Below are 15597 nucleotides of genomic sequence, written 5' to 3'. Positions count from 1 at the left end.
CAGCTTGGAGATGACTAAGGAAACGTCGCCCGCCAGCGGCGCAGGAAGGTCTCCCGGGTAAGGCCGTCGAGGGCCACCATGAGGGCCGGGGAAAGGCCGATCGGGCGCAGGGCCGTTGAGCTGAGTCCCTCGCCCTCGTTGCCGTCTTCCGCTTCCAGCAGCGGGCTGATCAGCAGCGCGGTCCGGAGCGCGAGGGTGCCTTCCGGCGACAGCAGGAAGTCCAGGAACGCTTCCGCCAGCGGTTTCCGCCGGGCCTGCTTCGGGATCATCAACGCGCGGGAGAGAACCAGCGTATAGTCGGACGGCAGGACGATGCCGATCCGCTCGTCCTGCTGCTGGTAGCCCTGCGCATAGGACCCCAGCACGTTATAGGCGATCAGATATTGTCCCTCGGCAACGCCCCGGATGATGTCCGCCGAGCAGCAGGTGGAAATCGCCCGCGTCCGCCCGAAGGATTCCTGCAAGGCGCCGAAGGTGGAAGCCTCCTGGGCGTCGGCGAAGGCAAAGAGATAGCCGAGACCGGATTCCTCGATGTCGTAGGTCGCGACCCGCCCCGCATATCGGGTGTCCGACGGCCGCAGAAGATCCAGAAGATCGAAGCGCGTCCGCGGGATGTCGCCCGCCGGCACGAGATCGCGGTTATAGACCATCACCGCCGGTTCCCTGGTAATGCCCCACAGCTCGTCCCGCCACCTGAGCGCCCCCGGCAACTGGTCCGTCAACCGCGAGCGGTAGCCGGCCGCGCAGGCCTCGTTGACGAGCTGGACCATCTGGTGCACGGCCGAGCTGATGACGATATCGGCTCCGGCCTCATCGCTGCGGCAGTCTTGGCGAGACAACCGGTAGAGTTCGTTGGAGCCCCATTGCTCATAACGCAACCTGACATCCGGGTGCGCTTGCAGGAACGTTTCGACGACTGGACCGAAGATTGCGATGTCGGTCGTGGATCTCAGCACCAGGTCTTGTCCGGCGCCCTCGCGGCCGAAGTCAGCCACCATTTCCTGCGCGGCGCTCAGACCGCAATTCAGCAGCACAAGAATTCCGGCCAGGAAAGTCCGCCAGGATAGGAATACCGTCCTCATGCCGACCTCGCCGGCGCGGCATCGAACAGCAAGGCGGCGCGGAACCGCTCACCGGACGTTTGTTCCAGAACAAGCTCGCCGCCAAAGGAAACGGCGACGGAATGGGCGATCGCCAGTCCGAGCCCGGAGCTCGCCTGCCGGGCAAGGGTCCCCCTGTTGAACCTGGTGCCGAGTTCGTCCAGCGTCTGCCGGTCCGGTCCCTTCCCCGCATCTTCCACCCAGATCACCGCCTTGCCGTCTTCCAGGGATGCTCCGATCCGGACCGGCGGCCGGCCGTATTTGAAGGCATTGCTCAAAAGGTTCTTCAGCGCCTCTTTAAGCGACGGCACGTCCGCCAAAACCTCGACGGGTTTCTCTCCGATGTCGAGGGCCACATCCATCTCCGGGTTCAGCACCGCGTGGTCGCCTTCCTCGAAGACATCCAGCGCGATATCGCGCAGGTCCACTGTCTCCCTGCGCGCGCTGTCGCCGCGATGGATGACCAGCGCCTGGCTCAGCATCTGGTCAAGCAGACGGCCGAGGCTGGCCGAGCGGGTCTGGATCCGCTCGACGATCTTCTCCTTGCGGGAAAGATCTGCCTCGCCGGAAAAAAGATCCGCCTGCGCCCGCAGCGCCGCGACAGGTGTCCTGAGCTGGTGCGCCGTGTCGGAAATCAGGTGGCGCATCGAATTCATCTGCCGGTCGAGCCGCGCCATGAAGCCGTTGAGCGCGTCGATCATGACGGCGGTTTCCCGGGGAACGGAGGTGTCCATGGGCGTCAGGTCATGGGGGTCGCGCGCCGACAGCCCACCGGCGATCCTCTCCAGCGGCGTCAGGACGGAGCGCACGACCACCACCGCCAGCAGGATCATTGCCAGACCCGAGGCGGCCAGCACGTAGAGCGCCTTGCGCGTGATGTCGTAGGCCATCGAATTGCGGGCCAGCATCGTCTGGCCGACGACAACCCTGATCGTGCCGTTGAGCGTGCGCTCGGCAAAGCGGCGGGAGACGATGGCGTAGCGCGCGGGCTCACCGAAAAACGACCCGTCGAAATAGCCGTCCCGGAGATCGCGGCGGTTTGCGGGCAGCGCAATCTCTTCATAGCCGGTGAGCGTCTTGCCTTCCGGCCCGATGATGCGGTAGCCGATCCGGTCGTCGGGAGCGAATGCCAGAAGCTCGAACGCCGAGACGGGAAGCTCGATCACCGGTTTTCCGTCCTGAACGGTTATTGCCGAGGCGATATCGTGCGCGGCGCCGAGCAGCAGACGGTCAAAGGCGCTGCGGGCCGCTTCCCGGCCATAGGCAAACGCCGCGATGGAAACGATGACACCGCCGATGATCAGCAGCACCGCCACGCCGGCCGCGACGCGAGCGGTCAGAGAGGTCATTTGCAGTCTGTGCCTCAAATCAGGCATCGGCATCCAGCTTGTAGCCAAGCCCTCTCTGGGTCTCGATCCTGACGGAGCAGCCGGCAAGTTTCTTGCGCAGCCGGGCGATGTAGAGTTCCAGCGCGTTCATGCCGACATCGGTGTCCTGAAAACTGAAGACACCTTCGAACAGCCGTTCCTTGCTGACCGTCTTGCCCCGGTTGCGGATCAGGATTTCCAGGAGCGAGAATTCGCGGCGGGTCAGGCTGATCGGACTGTCGTCCCGCCTGACCACCCGGGCCGACGCGTTGAAGGTCAGATTGCCGAACACCAGCTCCTCGGCCTTGTCGCTCTGTTCCCTGCGGTAGAGCGCCCGGATGCGGGCTTCCAGTTCCCTATGGTCGAACGGTTTGACGAGATAGTCGTCGGCGCCGGAATTGAGCGACGAGACCCGGTCATCGACGGAAAACTCCGCCGTCAGCATCAGCACTGGCGTGCGGTCTCCGGCCGCGCGCATCTCTTTCAGGAGCTCTGTCCCGAGCCCGTCCGGCAGATTGATGTCCAGAACGATCACGTCATAGCGCTGCACCTCAACACAGGCCCTTGCCTGTTCCAGCGTTTTGGCCAGATCGCAGGCGATGCCCGACCTCTCCAGCCGGATCATGATCGCTTCCGCCATGTCGAATGTGTCTTCAACGAGCAAAAGACGCACGGATGAAGTCCTCCCTCGTTCTGTCATGCCCCGGCTTTTCGCCCCATGCAAGCGACGCCGCCCCAAATGACAGGTTGGTGACAGGGTTCGGCGCTAGGCTTGGTCAACATCCGTGGGGAGGACCCGCTTGCGCGGTCTCGCGGATATCAAGGGCAATCCAAAAGCCTGGCTCATGTGGAGGACACACAACATGGCATTCAATTCGACCCGCCTTCTCCTGGCGGCGGCCTTTCTTGGCGCGTCGGCATTCGGCGTATCCGCGGCCGACTTCAAACCGGAGAATCCGGAATGCATCGCACCGGCCAACCCGGGCGGCGGCTGGGACTTCACCTGCCGTCAGGTCGGCAAGTCCCTGCAGGACCAGAAGCTGCTCGACACGACGATGCAGGTAGTGAACCTGGCCGGCGGCGGCGGCGGTGTCGCCTTTGCCGAAGTCGTCAACAAGCGCGATGACGACAACGACCTGATCGTGGCGGCCTCTTCGGCAACCGCAACCCGTCTGGCCCAGGGCGCCTATCCGGGCAACACCATGGACCAGGTCCGCTGGGTCGCCTCCGTGGGCGCCGATTACGGCGTGATCGCGGTTGCCGCCGACAGCCCGATCAACACGCTGCCCGAACTGCTCGACCGGATCAAGTCAGACCCGACCTCCATTTCCGTTGCTGGCGGTTCCGCCGTCGGCGGCTGGGATCACCTGAAAGTTCTGATCGCGGCCAACGCCTACGGCATCGACGACGTGCGCTCCGTCAAGTACATCGCCTTCGATGGCGGCGGCGAAGCGGTCACCCAGCTTCTGGCCGGTTCGGTCCAGGCCTTCACCGGCGATATCTCCGAAGCCAAGGGCTTCGTCGACAGCGGCGACATCAAGGTGATCGCTGTTCTGGCGCCGGAGCGTCTTCCCGGTGAATTCGATGTCTTCCCAACCGCGAAGGAACAGGGCATCGACGCCATCGGCGCAAACTGGCGCGGTTTCTACGCACCCGGACACATGTCCGACGATGCCTATAACGCCTGGGTCAGCATGATCGCCGATCTCTATGCCAGCGATCAGTGGAAGGGCGTGATGGCCGCCAACGGTATGGCGCCGCTCGATCTGCAGGGCGAGGAATTTCAGAAGTTCGTCGCGAACTCTGTCGCCCAGATCCAGAAAATTTCCAAAGAGATCGGCATCATAAAATAACAATCGCCCCATCGATCTCACGGGCGGGGGCGCATTTCATGTGCCCCCGCTCTTTTCCCGGCATTGCCCATCCACGGACGTCTCCTCGTTTTGGGGTCCAAAGCGGCGCGCAGCCTCGAATGACGGACCGCGCATCGTGAATGTGCCACCCGTGCTTCGAAACGGACCTGCGGCCTTCCCCCCGCATGAGGATGGCAGTGTTGCTTGCCGGTCATTTCAAGGGCACCGTCGAAGTGCCTTGTAATCTTACATCCCGTTTCAGGCGTCCGCCGCACCCCGGCTGGGACCGCCGTTAGGAAAGTAACCATGAGCGACCGCATTTTTGGCGCGGTCGGGCTGATCCTCGCGCTGGGATATGCCTGGGCCGCACTTGTTATCGAAGAAAGCTTCCTGTCCGACGCCGTCGGCCCGAAAGCCTTTCCCCTGATCATCGCGGCGGTTCTGGGCCTGTCGTCTCTGGTGATTTTTTTCAAGCCCGACGCGGCGCCGAACTGGCCCGCGCTACCGCGCCTGATGGAAGTCGGCGCCGCGATCCTGGTGATGGTCCTCTACGCGATCCTGCTGCCGGAACTGGGCTTCGTCATCGCCACCGCGCTCGCCGCCACCTATCTGACCTGGCGCCTCGGCACCACTCCGGTGTCCTCGCTCGTTTCCGGCTGCCTGACATCGCTCGGCATCTATGCGGTCTTCCACCTTGTCCTCGGCCTCTCGCTGGCCCGTGGCCCCCTCGGCTTTTAACGGAGCGCTTCCATGGAAACCCTGTCTTCTCTGGCCGACGGCTTCGTCATCGCCCTCACCTGGCAGAACCTGCTGCTGGCCTTTCTCGGCTGTTTTCTCGGCACCATGATGGGCGCCCTGCCCGGCCTCGGCCCCTCCAACGGCGTTGCCATCCTGATCCCGCTGGCCTTCACGCTCGGGCTCGGGGCAACCCCGTCGCTGATCCTTCTGACCTCGGTCTATTACGGCGCCATGTACGGCGGCCGCATCTCGTCGATCCTGCTCAACATCCCCGGTGACGAACCGGCGATGATGACCTGCCTCGACGGCTATCCGATGGCCAAAAACGGCCGCGCTGGCGAGGCCCTGTCGCTGTCCGGCATCGCGTCCTTCGTCGGCGCCTTTCTGGCGACATGGGGCCTCATCCTGCTGGCGCCGCAGCTCGTCAAGATCGCCCTGCTGTTCGGTCCCGCGGAATATTTCGCCCTCTTCACCCTGGCCTTCGCCACCCTTGGCGGCGTCGCCTCCACCAACCAGGCCAAGACGGCCTTTGCCGCCGCCCTCGGCATCGGCCTTGCCACCGTCGGCGTCGATACGCAGACCGGCGTGCCGCGCTTCACCTTCGGCGAAGTGCATCTTTATGACGGCATCGACTTCCTGGTGGCGATTGTCGGCCTCTTCGCCCTGTCCGAGGTCTTCCTGTTTCTGGAACACCGGCACGGCAACGCGGACGCGAGCGGCCACAAGGTCACTGTCGGCCGCCTGATGCCGAGCTGGTCCCTGCTCAAGTCCTGCACCCCGACCATGTTGCGCTCGAGTTTCCTCGGCTTTCTCGCCGGCGTGCTGCCGGGCGCGGGCGCCTCGCTCGGCTCGTTCATCGCCTATACGTTCGAAAAGAAACTGGTCGACAAGGAAGGTACCTTCGGCACGGGCGATCCGCGCGGTGTCGCGGCTCCCGAAGCCGGGAACAATGCGGCGGCGGGCGGGGCCCTGGTGCCCATGCTTGCTCTCGGCGTTCCAGGCTCCGGCACCACCGCCGTCCTGCTGGCTGTTCTTCTTTCCCTCAACATCACGCCCGGCCCGCTGCTCTTTACCCAGCAGCCGGACGTCGTCTGGGGCCTGATCGCGGCGCTCTTTATCGCCAACTTCATGCTGCTTCTGATGAACATCCCGATGATCGGCCTCTTCACCCGTGTCCTGCTGATCCCGCCGCGCATCCTGATGCCCATCGTGGCGATGGTCAGTTTCGTCGGGATCTACGGCATATCCGGATCGTCATTCGACCTTGTGGTGATGGTCGGTTTCGGCGTTCTGGGCTGGGTACTGCGCAAGCTCGACGTGCCGCTGGTGCCGATCATTCTGGGAACCCTGCTCGGCAACGCCATGGAAAACAATCTCCGCCGCGCGATCACCATCGATAACGGCGACTGGTTCGCGCTGATCGACAGCCCGCTGTCGATCGGTCTGTGGACCCTCGCCGTCATCGGCTTCCTCCTGCCGATCATCTTCGGCAAGGTCGTCAAAGCCCGCATTCGCCACATGGCCAGGGACGAGGAAGGCGCGACGATCGATTGAAGGCGGTACAACTGGATCAACAGCCTCCAATTGGTTTCGATTGGAGGGCTGTTGATCGAGGTCACGGGTCAAGCGAGGCCCCGCAAAGCGTTTCCCAGTTGACCGATCACCCCTTTCTCACAAACTTGTCACCCGTCCCGGCTCCAATTTTATTTCAAAGTGATCGCGATCTATCCCACGTATCGGCTGCTACAAAATTCACTCCCTGAAAAGGAGACGCAGTCATGAATACGCCCCCTTCCGAAGTTCGGCTGGCGAGCAGCATTCCGGCAGTCAATTTCAACACTCTTGGCCTGATGTTCATTTCCGGCTTCTTCGCCACCATCGCCTTTGACTTGTGGGGACAGGTTCTCAGTCCGGCGCTCGGGTTCGCCAGCCTGTCCCCGCACGGACTCGCCCGCAGCCTGCTCGGCAGCCTGGGCCTGCCCAACAACGATTTCGCGGGCTATTTCGTCCACTTCTACGTCGTCGGCCTGATCGGTTATCCCATCGGCTGGATGTTCATCTTCGCACCGCTCTGGCAACGCCTCATCGGCAAGACGCACTGGCTGCTGCCATCGGCAATCTATGGTTTCGGCCTGTGGATCTTTGCCATTGGCGGCATCACGACGGTCGCCGGCCTGCCGTTCTTTTTGAACTTCAGCGGCATCGCCTGGGTCGCGCTGGTCGGCCACGTGCTCTATGGCATCGCGCTGGTCGCGGTTCTCAAGCTGATTGAGCGTCAGCAAAGCGCCTGATCGCCTTGAGCACCCGGGAACGGCAAATCGGGACACCCGTCCGCGACGATGGCAGGCGGGGGTCCCGTGCCGTGAAAATCGCCTCACATCCAATCGGCACGCGGATGAATGGCGGACGCGTCAGTCGCGCGGACCCAGCATCCGCTCGAAGGCTTCTGCGATGTCTCGTTCCAACTCCGCGTGAATATCGGCGCGCGACCGAAGACCGCCGTCGGTACACAATGCGTCGGGCTCGCCGATGGATCTCATGAATGCGGCGGCGCCGTCTGCGCATGTTGGCATGAAACTGAAATGCACCGCATCCATTATCCAGCTATGGGTCACATCAGGAGCGCGTCCGGCAAGACCGTCAGCCTTGACCGAGATCGGCACGGTGTCCGGATCGCCCAGATTGATGAAATGCAGGGCACTGCGGATATTCGCGACGCTTGCTTCATCGAAGGCCAGGGCAAGGGACGGGTCGACGAGCACGGCGGCCCTGATACGAGGATCGAGATTGGACTGCTCGAAACGCTCCTTGTCGACCGAGCGCAGGTCGAATTTGTCTACATCGATGGCTTCGCGGTTCCGGTAGCCTCGGCCGCCGGCAAACCACACGCAATCCGCCATGTCCGGATAGGTGTCGCAATAGCGGATATAGGCATCGAGATCCGCGCGCGCCCCGGCGAGTTCCAGCGCCGCCGCTCCTCCGAGCGAGAACCCGAGCACACCGATCTTGTCCGCCGCGATCGCAGAACGCCAGGGTGCCTCGGATAGCAGAGCCGAAATCACGTTTGAAAGGTCATCGGTGCGCTGCCAGAGTTTCGGGGTATCCTCCGGTGTGGAATCCCCGCTTGTCGTCCCCGGATGGTTGGGACCGGCGACGATAAACCCTTTTTCGGCGAGCCTCGTGGCGAGCCAGCTCATCTTGTGAATGGATGCGCCCGACCCGTGCGAAAAGACGATCAGCGGATAGGCCCCCGGCCTGACCGGCGCGTCCGCGTATGCTTCCGTACCCTCGAAAATCCTGTCCGCGCCGGCCAGGACCACTTGACCGGAAGCGCTGGCCGGATACCAGACCGTTACGTCAAGGTCCCTGCCGCGCGCCGGCGACGCGACCTTTATCTCCCTGATGCCGATGCCTTCTCCGGGCTCTTGGTCCGCCCGGTCGTAGGCTTGGTCTCCGGCATTGGACTGAACGACCAGTCCCATGGCCAGGACCAGAACCAGGACCGGGGAACCGAAAATGATTTTGGCTTTCATGACATCTCCCGCAGGTGGTGGTGAACTGCGGACACTTTTGCTAACGGTTTCAAAAAGGGCGTCCTGAATCGCGATCCAGTCATCCTGAAACGCGATCGAGGACGCGCCTCTCACCAGCGCGTCAGGTCAATTGTCTTGATATTCGTCCCTCTGCCTTTCGTCTTCGCCCTGTTGCTGTGGTTGCTTTTCCTCTATCTGCTGCGCAGCAATGGCGCCTTGTCGACGAAGCCGTTCCTGATGCTGATCGGCCTGTGCGCGATCCAGTCCACAATCGTCGGACTGCGCTGGGGCTATGGCATCGCCGAGCTGCGCTTCGTCCTTCCCGTCCTGGCGGTCGCGCTTCCGCCGCTTATCTACGAATGCTTCCGGGGACTGGTGGATCATTCTCAAACCAGCCGCATCCGGCTTGCCGCCGCGCCGTCCGCCGCGTTTGCCATCTTCATTCTTCTGCTTGTTCAGCCGATACTGGTCGATGCCGCGATCATCGTGCTCTTCGCCGGATATGCGCTGGCGCTTGTGAAGCTCGCCCATTCCGGTCCGGACGGCCTCGATCTGGCCCGGCTGGAAAGCGCCGGGTCCGCCTATCGTGCGATGATCCTTGCTGCCGCCTGCCTCTTTCTTTCCGCTCTGTTCGATATCCTGATCCTGCTGGACTTCCAGTGGACCAGCGGGCAAAACGCGCTGATCCTTGTCAGCAACGCGCATCTCTTTACGTTGCTGCTGATCGGACTTGCGGCTTCAGTGGCCGCGCGCAGCCGGGCGGACAAGGAAGGCGAGACCGTTCCGGACAGCGCGCAAGCCGACCCGACCGCACGGGATGCCGACGTGATTGCGCGCGTCGATGCCCTGATGCGGGATCACAAGCTCTACAGGGACGAAAACCTCAATCTCGCAAAGCTGGCGAGGCGGACCGGACTGCCCGCACGACAAGTTTCAAGCGTCATCAACCGGGTGACCGGCGGGAACGTCTCCCGCTATGTGAATGATTTCCGGATCGGCGAAGTCCGCCGGATACTTGCCGAGGAAAACACCACCATAACCACGGCGATGTTCGAGTCCGGCTTTGCGACAAAGTCGAATTTCAACAGGGAGTTCCAGCGGGTCACCGGACAAAGCCCGGACGCGTGGCGGAAGTCGGCCCGGCAAAAGGCCGAACCTGCATCTTGAAGTCAGAGCCTTGTTGAAGGACCGGACCCGAACAAAGTTCCGCCCTCAACTGCTCCCGCCGGGATCAATGCTCTACGAAAGGCGGTCCCGGCTCAAGCACGGCTTGGCCGGGACCGTTGATGGCAGCTGTTTCGGCAGTCAGACCGTTCCGCTTTGCGCCTTGTCGAAGATCTCCAGGGCACCATCCTTCGTCAGCGGCACCGGATTGCCTCCGGCAGTCGGATCGACAATGGCCATTTCGGCGATCAGGTCGCGCTTGGCGTCGTCCACGTTGAGACCGGCCAGCGTATGCGGCACGCCGAGGTCCTCGCGCAATTTCAGGACGGTCTCCAGCACGCCCTGATAGCCGCCGGCAATGCCGAGGAACCCGGCCAGACGCACGAACTTGTCTTCGATGGCCGACCTGTTGAACTGCAGCACATAGGGCATGAACACCGCGTTGGTCATGCCGTGATGGGTGTCGTAAAGCGCCCCGACCGGATGGGAGAGCGAATGGATCGCGCCAAGGCCCTTCTGGAAGGCGACGGCGCCCATGGCGGCCGCACTCATCAGGTGCCCGCGCGCTTCCAGGTCGGCGCCATCGGCGACAACCTTGGGGAGGTTTTCCAGCACAAGGCGGATCCCCTCCAGCGCGATGCCTTCCGACATCGGGTGATACATCGGCGCCGAATAGGCCTCCAGGCAATGGGCCAGCGCATCCATGCCGGTGCCGACCGTGATGAAGCGCGGCATCCCGACCGTAAGTTGCGGATCGCAGATGACGATCGCGGGCAGCATCTTCGGATGGAAGATCACCTTCTTGGTGTGGGTCGCCTCGTTGGTGACGACCCCTGCCCTTCCGACTTCCGAACCCGTGCCTGCCGTGGTCGGGACGGCGACGATCGGCGCGATGCCGGCCGGATCGGCACGGGTCCACCAGTCGCCGATATCCTCGAAATCCCAGATCGGCCGGATCTGCCCGGACATGAAGGCGATCAGCTTGCCGGCGTCGAGCCCCGAGCCGCCTCCGAAGGCGATCACGCCGTCATGGCTGCCGGCCTTATAGGCCGCGACCCCGGCGGAAATATTGCTGTCGACCGGGTTCGGTTTGACGTCTGAAAAGACCGCGGCCCTGAGGCCCGCTGCTTCAAGGCTCGCAATCGCCTCCGCGACCATCGGCAGGGCGGCAAGCCCCGGATCGGTCACCAGCAGCGGATTGGCCATGCCCGCGGCCCTGACCGCTTCCGGCAGCTCCTTGATGCGTCCCGCACCGAAGCGGACAGATGTGGGGTAGGACCAGTTGACGGAAGGAAGTGCGCTCATGTGTGTCTCGTGGGTTTGAAGCTCTGGTTGTCTAAAGTCTCACCTGCGCTGCAGGCGTTCGCCGATCTTTGAAGCGCTGCATCAGGCACCCCTCTCCCCCCTTGAGGGGGAGATGTCCGTGAAACGGACAGAGGGGGAATGGCAGTGCGTCATATTCCGGACCTCAATGTATCGGGAGGCTGATACCCCCCTCTGTCTCCTGATGGAGACATCTCCCCCTCAAGGGGGGAGAATGGAGCAAGCCCGAATGCTTCAGCAACAAGTGCCGCCACAGAATAGGACTTGCCCGGTCGTTCGTCCGTTCCGCCTCAATGCTCAACGCGGAAGTGGAAGGATTTCGGCCGGGTCAGATTGTGGAAGCCGATCTCCGACAGCGCGGCGCCCTTGCCGGTATCCTTGACGCCGGTCCACACCAGGGCCGGATCGAGATAGTCGCAGCGGTTCATGAACACCGTGCCGGTCTCGACCCTGTCACCGATCTGCGCGGCGGCATCGACATCCTCCGTCCAGATCGACGCTGTCAGGCCATAGGGGCTGTCGTTCATGAGCTGCAGCGCTTCCTCGTCATCCTTGACCTTCATGATGCCGACCACCGGGCCGAAGCTTTCCTCGCGCATCACCGACATCTGGTGATTGACGTCGGTCAGCACCTGCGGCGCAAGGTAGGGTGTACCGTCCTTGTCCGCGGAAAATTTCGACAGGTCGATATGCGCCTTCGCGCCCTTGCGCAGCGCTTCCTGCGTCTGTTCGCGCACCCAGGCGGCAAAGCGCGCCTGAGCCATGGGACCGAGCGTCGTGGCTTCGTCCAGCGGGTTGCCGAGCTTGTACTGGCTGGTCAGATCGACAAAGCCGTCGACGAACCGGTCGAACAGGCTTTCATGCACATAGACGCGCTCGATACCGCAGCAGCACTGGCCGGAATTGAAGAAAGCCCCGTCCACAAGGTTGCCGATCGCATAGTCGAGATCGGCATCCGCGCGGACATAGGCCGGATCCTTGCCACCAAGCTCGAGACCGAGCGTGGCGAAGGTGCCGGCCAGAGCCTTTTCGATGGCGCGGCCGCCACCGACGGACCCGGTGAAGTTGACATGATCGATCACCCCCGAGCCGAGCAGCTTTTCGGTGCCGCCATGGGTCAGGACAATGTTCTGGAAGACGCCTTTCGGCAGACCGGCGATCTCGAAGGCCTTTGCAAGGCGTTCGCCGACCAGCAGTGTCTGCGCCGCGTGCTTGAGCAGGATCGCGTTGCCCGCCATCAGCGCCGGCATGATGGTGTTGATCGCCGTCATGAACGGATAATTCCACGGCGCGATGACCATGACGACGCCGAGCGGCACGCGTTTCAGATAGCGCTTGAAGCCCGGCTTGTCGGTGCGCTCTATATCCGCCAAAGCGTCAGCGGCGGTCCGCGCGCAATATTCGGTGCGCTCGATGGTGCCGCCCAGTTCGCCGCCATAACGCACCGGCCGGCCCATCTGCCAGGCCAGTTCCGGGACGACCTCGTCATTCATCGCCTTCAGTGCTTCGAGCGCCTTGAGGCAATAGGCCACCCGTTCGGCAACCGGCAGAGCCGCCCAGTCGGCCTGGGCAGCCTTTGCAACCGAAACGGTCTTCTCGACCGCCGTCTCGTCCAGAGCCGGCCGTTCGGCATAGACCGATCCGTCAATGGGGGAGATGAGCTTGATTACATCTGACATTTTGAACCTCTCATAACCGCATCTTCCCGTGCGGCTTTGTTGAAAGTGGTTGGCCCGTCCGGTCGTTTAAGCCGGCTGCAACCGCGCCTCATCCTGAGGAAGCGCGGTAGCGCTGTCTCGAAGGACGGGCCACTTGCTCCGTACCGTGCCGCCCATCCTTCGAGACGGGCTTGCGGCCCTCCTCAGGATGAGGCCGAACAGAACTGGCCGCCTCCTGTTTCGTCCCTTACGCCCGCTCGAAACCCCGGGCGATTTCATAATCCGTGACCGCCCGGTCGAATTCCTCGATTTCCCATTCGGCGGCGCGCGCGTAGTGATCGATCACCTGATCGGAAAAGGTCTCGCGCAGGAATTTCGATTTACGCAGGGTCTCGCGTGCCTCGCGCAGGGTCTGCGGGATTTCCTTCGCGCGCCTGGCCTCGTAGACATCGCCGGTCGCCGGCGGATCGAGCGGCAGTTTTTCTTCAATCCCCTTCAGGCCGGCGGCGATCTGGACGGCAAGCGCAAGATAGGGATTGAGATCCGAGCCGCCGATGCGGCATTCGATCCGGAGCCCCTTGGTACCCTCGCCGCACAGGCGGAAACCGGCGGTGCGGTTGTCGACGGACCAGACGGTTTTTGTCGGGGCGAAGGTTCCCTTCTGGAAGCGCTTGTAGCTGTTGATGTAGGGCGCCAGGAAATAGGTGTAGTCGGGCGCGTATTTGATCAGCCCGGCAAGGTAGTGGCGCATCGTCTCCGACATGCCGTGTTCGCCTTTGGCGTCACAGAAGACGTTGTTGCCGTCCTTGTCGAACAGCGACTGGTGCACATGCGAGGAGGACCCGACCTTGTCGTGGCGCCATTTTGCCAGGAACGACGCGGAGCGCCCCTTGGCCCAGGCGATTTCCTTTACCGCATGTTTGGCGATGCTGTGATATTCGGCCGTGTCCAGGGCCGGCGCGTATTTGATGTTGAGCTCTTCCTGGCCTGCCTCCGCCTCGCCCTTGGTGTTCTCCACCGGAATGCCTGCGTCGAAGAGACAGTTGCGCACCGGGCGCATGATGTCCTCTTCCTTTGTGGTCTGCAGGATATGGTAATCCTCGTTATAGCCCGAGATCGGCTCCAGGTCGCGGAAGCCGCCCTTACGCATGTCGTCGTAGCTTTTCTCGAACAGGAAGAACTCCAGTTCGGTCGCCATGACCGGCGTCAGGCCGAGCGCGTCCATGCGGGCAACCTGGGCCTTCAGCATGGCTCGCGGAGAATGAGGCACGTCCTTGTGTGTATGATGATCCTGCACATCGCAGATCACCATGGCCGTTCCTTCCAGCCACGGCACCAGCCGCAGCGTGGCCAGATCCGGCTTCATCACATAGTCGCCGTAGCCGCCCGACCAGCTCGTCGCCGCGTAGCCTTCGACCGTGTACATCTCAAGATCGGTCGCCAGCAGGTAGTTGCAGCAATGGGTCTCGTTATAGGCGCTGTCGACAAAATGCCGGGCATGAAACCGCTTGCCCATCAGCCGCCCCTGCATATCGACGATACAGGTCAGCACCGTATCGATTTCGCCCGAGGAAACGAGGGATTTCAGCGCATCGAAGGTCAGGTTGCCTGGCATTTCTTGAGTCCGTGTTGGGCGGGTCTTGTGTCTATAAAATCCGAAAAGCCGGTCCGGAGCTCAAGGCTCCGGACCGGTAAGTGCGGTCATGCCGGCCTATGGGTGGCGGCATGCCCGGGCCTGTATCAGCTGTAACGATAAGGCCGTCCGGCCTTCTTCATGTCCTGATTGTACTTCTTGAAGATCTCGACGACCTTCGCCTTGACCGGCGACTCCGCGGCGATCTCGTCCCAGAAGGCCATCGCGGCACCTTCAACCGTTTCCCACTCGGCATCGGGAATGGTGGTCAGTTCCATCTTGGTGCCGTTGACGCGCAGGTTGGCTTCGCCGCCCCAGTACCACCACTGGCGATAATAATGCGACGCATCCATGGCGAGCTGCAGCATGGTCTTCAGGTGATCCGGCAGTTCGTTCCAGCGTTCCTGATTGGCGAAGAAGGAGCCTGCCCATGCGCCGGAGATATTGTTGGTCAGGAAGTAGTTGGTCACATCCGCCCAGCCGACGGTGTAATCCTCGGTGATGCCGGACCAAGCAATGCCGTCGAGTTCGCCGGTCTGGACGGCAACCTCGATATCTTCCCACGGCAGCGTGACCGGCACGACACCGAACTGGCTCATGAAACGGCCGGCGGTCGGGAAGGTGAAGACGCGCTTGCCTTCAAGATCCTTCAGCGAGCGGATCGGGTCCTTGGTGGCGAAGTGGCACGGATCCCACGAACCGGCGGAGATGTGCTTGACGCCGACCTTGGCGTATTCCTCTTCCCAGATCTCCTTCAGGCCGTACTGGTTGAACAGCACCGGCACGTCGAGGGAATAGCGGGAAGCGAACGGGAAGTAGCCGCCGAAGACGGTGACTTCCGTCGGAGACGCCATGCTGTCGTCGTCGGACTGCACGGCGTCGATGGTGCCCTGCTGCATCGCCCGGAACAGTTCACCGGTCGGAACCAGCTGATCGGCGGTGTAAAGCTCGATTACCATCTCGCCGTTCGCCGCCTTGTTGAAGGCATCGATATGCGGCTTGATCACATGCTCGGCCAGGGCCGGGCCCGCGTAGGTCTGCAGGCGCCATTTGATCGGCGATTGCCCGTGAACGGCCGGAGCCGCGAGAGTGGTGGCGCCCGCGGCGGCAACAGTGCCGACACCGGCCTTTTTCAAGAAATCACGTCTGTTGGTCATCGTCAGTTCCCCTTGTTCATTCAACTACTGTGGCAATCCGGCCGATTTACGGTTCTGATCCGGCTGCCATT

13 protein-coding genes are annotated in these 15597 nt (G+C 62.6%); 5 read left to right on the top strand and 8 right to left on the bottom strand.

The window, feature by feature from the left end; genetic code table 11:
* Positions 1-14: 14 nt before the first annotated feature.
* Genes CLV41_RS23825 through CLV41_RS23815 form a run of 3 tightly spaced genes read right to left on the bottom strand, consistent with a single transcriptional unit; the run spans position 15 to position 3140 of the window.
* The gene (locus CLV41_RS23825) at positions 15-1082 is read right to left on the bottom strand and encodes an ABC transporter substrate-binding protein (RefSeq protein WP_103224986.1); all 1068 of its coding nucleotides are present in this window, start codon (positions 1080-1082) and stop codon (positions 15-17) included.
* Positions 1079-2449, bottom strand: coding sequence for a sensor histidine kinase (locus CLV41_RS23820; protein WP_208987707.1), 1371 nt, complete (start codon positions 2447-2449; stop codon positions 1079-1081). The genes CLV41_RS23825 and CLV41_RS23820 overlap by 4 nt, the downstream gene beginning before the upstream one ends.
* A 19-nt stretch (positions 2450-2468) precedes the next feature.
* The gene (locus CLV41_RS23815; RefSeq protein ID WP_208987706.1) at positions 2469-3140 is read right to left on the bottom strand and encodes a response regulator; all 672 of its coding nucleotides are present in this window, start codon (positions 3138-3140) and stop codon (positions 2469-2471) included.
* Positions 3141-3330: 190 nt separating this feature from the next.
* On the opposite strand from CLV41_RS23815, the gene CLV41_RS23810 reads away from it, so the two are divergent.
* The 4 genes from CLV41_RS23810 (at position 3331) to CLV41_RS23795 (ending at position 7349) form a co-directional block, all read left to right on the top strand.
* On the top strand, positions 3331-4320 hold the full coding sequence (locus CLV41_RS23810; RefSeq protein ID WP_103225048.1) for a Bug family tripartite tricarboxylate transporter substrate binding protein: 990 nt from the start codon (positions 3331-3333) through the stop codon (positions 4318-4320).
* Positions 4321-4626: 306 nt separating this feature from the next.
* Positions 4627-5058 (top strand): tripartite tricarboxylate transporter TctB family protein, encoded by a 432-nt coding sequence (locus CLV41_RS23805; RefSeq protein WP_103224984.1) that lies wholly within the window; start codon positions 4627-4629, stop codon positions 5056-5058.
* A 12-nt stretch (positions 5059-5070) separates the two neighbouring features.
* On the top strand, positions 5071-6612 hold the full coding sequence (locus CLV41_RS23800; protein WP_103224983.1) for a tripartite tricarboxylate transporter permease: 1542 nt from the start codon (positions 5071-5073) through the stop codon (positions 6610-6612).
* A 224-nt stretch (positions 6613-6836) separates the two neighbouring features.
* Positions 6837-7349 carry a hypothetical protein gene (locus tag CLV41_RS23795; RefSeq protein WP_103224982.1) on the top strand — a complete coding sequence of 171 codons (513 nt, stop codon included), beginning with the start codon at positions 6837-6839 and terminating at the stop codon, positions 7347-7349.
* Between the two features lie 120 nt (positions 7350-7469).
* On the opposite strand, the gene CLV41_RS23790 is transcribed toward CLV41_RS23795, so the two are convergent.
* Positions 7470-8591: an alpha/beta hydrolase family protein gene (locus tag CLV41_RS23790; protein WP_103224981.1), complete on the bottom strand. Its 1122-nt coding sequence runs from the start codon at positions 8589-8591 to the stop codon at positions 7470-7472.
* Between the two features lie 135 nt (positions 8592-8726).
* On the opposite strand from CLV41_RS23790, the gene CLV41_RS23785 reads away from it, so the two are divergent.
* Positions 8727-9758 carry a helix-turn-helix domain-containing protein gene (locus CLV41_RS23785; protein WP_170107304.1) on the top strand — a complete coding sequence of 344 codons (1032 nt, stop codon included), beginning with the start codon at positions 8727-8729 and terminating at the stop codon, positions 9756-9758.
* Between the two features lie 138 nt (positions 9759-9896).
* Here CLV41_RS23785 and CLV41_RS23780 read toward each other — a convergent pair whose 3' ends face one another.
* From CLV41_RS23780 to CLV41_RS23765, 4 genes are all read right to left on the bottom strand, one after another.
* Complete coding sequence (locus CLV41_RS23780) at positions 9897-11060, bottom strand: iron-containing alcohol dehydrogenase (protein ID WP_103224979.1); 1164 nt, start codon at positions 11058-11060, stop codon at positions 9897-9899.
* A 308-nt stretch (positions 11061-11368) separates the two neighbouring features.
* Positions 11369-12757 carry an aldehyde dehydrogenase family protein gene (locus tag CLV41_RS23775; RefSeq protein WP_103224978.1) on the bottom strand — a complete coding sequence of 463 codons (1389 nt, stop codon included), beginning with the start codon at positions 12755-12757 and terminating at the stop codon, positions 11369-11371.
* A 226-nt stretch (positions 12758-12983) separates the two neighbouring features.
* Positions 12984-14351 (bottom strand): glutamine synthetase family protein, encoded by a 1368-nt coding sequence (locus CLV41_RS23770; RefSeq protein ID WP_103224977.1) that lies wholly within the window; start codon positions 14349-14351, stop codon positions 12984-12986.
* A 125-nt stretch (positions 14352-14476) separates the two neighbouring features.
* A complete protein-coding gene (locus tag CLV41_RS23765) occupies positions 14477-15526 on the bottom strand; it encodes a TRAP transporter substrate-binding protein (RefSeq protein ID WP_103225047.1) in 1050 nt (349 codons plus the stop codon).
* Positions 15527-15597: the final 71 nt, after the last annotated feature.

Origin of the sequence: Roseibium marinum, from assembly GCF_002906165.1 — a bacterium.
GTDB lineage: Bacteria > Pseudomonadota > Alphaproteobacteria > Rhizobiales > Stappiaceae > Roseibium > Roseibium marinum.
The sequence above is the reverse complement of the archived record's forward strand: the minus strand, read 5'-3'. Positions and strand labels throughout refer to the sequence as shown.